Source organism: Candidatus Andeanibacterium sp. (genome assembly GCF_057143545.1).
Genome location: NZ_DBNHSF010000140.1, coordinates 1 through 1636 on the forward strand (window position 1 = coordinate 1; position 1636 = coordinate 1636).

Annotated in this window: 3 protein-coding genes and 1 pseudogene; 3 read left to right on the top strand and 1 reads right to left on the bottom strand. The window is 66.3% G+C overall.

Annotated features, from left to right (window positions below):
* The 3 genes from AC16XC_RS08255 to AC16XC_RS08265 form a co-directional block, all read left to right on the top strand.
* Window positions 1–645, top strand: a 645-nt coding sequence (locus AC16XC_RS08255) for a GTP 3',8-cyclase MoaA (protein ID WP_484034172.1), incomplete at its 5' end; no start/stop codon positions are given.
* Between the two features lie 4 nt (window positions 646–649).
* Window positions 650–892 (top strand): MoaD/ThiS family protein, encoded by a 243-nt coding sequence (locus tag AC16XC_RS08260; protein WP_484034173.1) that lies wholly within the window; start codon window positions 650–652, stop codon window positions 890–892.
* Between the two features lie 3 nt (window positions 893–895).
* Window positions 896–1336, top strand: coding sequence for a molybdenum cofactor biosynthesis protein MoaE (locus tag AC16XC_RS08265; RefSeq protein ID WP_484034174.1), 441 nt, complete (start codon window positions 896–898; stop codon window positions 1334–1336).
* Between the two features lie 25 nt (window positions 1337–1361).
* On the opposite strand, the pseudogene AC16XC_RS08270 reads toward AC16XC_RS08265, so the two are convergent.
* Window positions 1362–1636 (bottom strand): annotated as a pseudogene (locus tag AC16XC_RS08270) (hypothetical protein); the annotation flags it as partial.

Below are 1636 nucleotides of genomic sequence, written 5' to 3' on the forward strand. Positions count from 1 at the left end.
CGGCGGATCAATGTCTCGCTCGACACGATGGACAACAGACTGTTCTTCGAACTCTCGCGCCGGGACAAACTGGTCGATGTGCTGCGCGGGATTGCCGCCGCGCGCGAAGCCGGGCTGGCAGTCAAGCTCAACACGGTCGCCCTGAAGGGCCTCAACCAGGACGAGATTCCATATCTTGTCGAATGGGCTCATGCCCATGGCCACGATATCTCGCTGATCGAGACCATGCCCTTGGGCGAGGTCGACGGCGAGCGGATCGAGCATTATTTGCCGCTGCCGATCGTGCAGGAGGAGCTCGAACGGCGCTGGACGCTGACGCCCGCGGATTATGCGACCGGCGGCCCATCGCGCTATTTCGATGTCGCCGAAACCGGCGGCCGGATCGGCTTCATCACCCCGCTGACCAACAATTTCTGCGCTTCGTGCAACCGAATCCGCGTCACCGCGACCGGCCAGCTCTATGCCTGCCTCGGCGGGTCGGAAAAGGTCGATCTGCGCGCCGCCTTGCGTTCGGAGAATCCGGAAGCCGAGCTCGCAGTCGCGCTCGACGAGCTGATGCGGATCAAGCCCGAGCGGCACCACTTCCGGATCGAGAAGGGAACGGGGCCGGCCCAGAAGCGGCACATGTCGCTCACCGGAGGATAGGGCCGTGGCGGTCAAGGTGCTTTATCTTGGCAAGCTCGCCGACCTGGCCGGGGCCTCCGAACGCGAACTGCCTGCGCCGCTCGACTGGCCGGCGCTGCTCGCAGCGCTCGATCCCGAACTGGGCAAGGCTGTCCGCAGCGACACGGTGCGGATTGCCGTGAACGGCGAATTGCTGGGCGACAAGGAACAGCTGGCGGCGGGCGACGGAGCCGAAGTCGCGCTGCTGCCGCCCGTCAGCGGGGGCTAGGCAGTGAAGGATGTCCGCCTGCTCGACGCGCCGTTCAGCCCGGGCGTGGAGCTTGACCGGTTCGCCGCCGAACACCCCGGCGCGGGCGGGATCGTCAGCTTTACCGGCCAGGTTCGCGCGGGCGATGGCTGCGAAGGCCTGGAACTCTGTCATTACGAGCCGCTGACCCTGCCGGGAATGGAGAGCCTCGCGATCCAGGCGCTGGCGCGCTGGCCGCTCGATGGGCTGCTGATCTTCCACCGGATCGGGATGATGCAGCCGGGCGAAACGATCGTGCTGGTCGCTGCCGCTGCCCGCCATCGCCGCGATGCCTTCGAGGCAGCCGATTTCGCGATGGATCACTTGAAGAGCGATGCCTGGTTCTGGAAGCGCGAGAAGCGCGCGGATGGCTGGCACTGGATCGAGCCGCGGCCGGAAGACCACCAGGATCGCAAACGCTGGTAACGCACTCCGTCCGGGGCCACCGGTGTCAGTTTGCGATCTGGGACAGCAGGCCTGCGATCAGCCGGTCCTGCTGGCTGGCGAGGGCACTGACCTCCCTCTGTGCGGCCTCGATCTCGCCGAGTTCGCCGGCTTCGATCTGCGCCACGACATAAAGCCGGTCGATTTCGGCCAGGGCGACCATGGTTTCGCTGCGGGCCACTTCAAGATCGGAGATCGCCAGCGAAGCGATTGACCAGGCTTCCGACCCGATCTCAGCGCCTCTCGCGGCGGCAACCGGTTCCCGCGCGCGTTCCGCTGCTG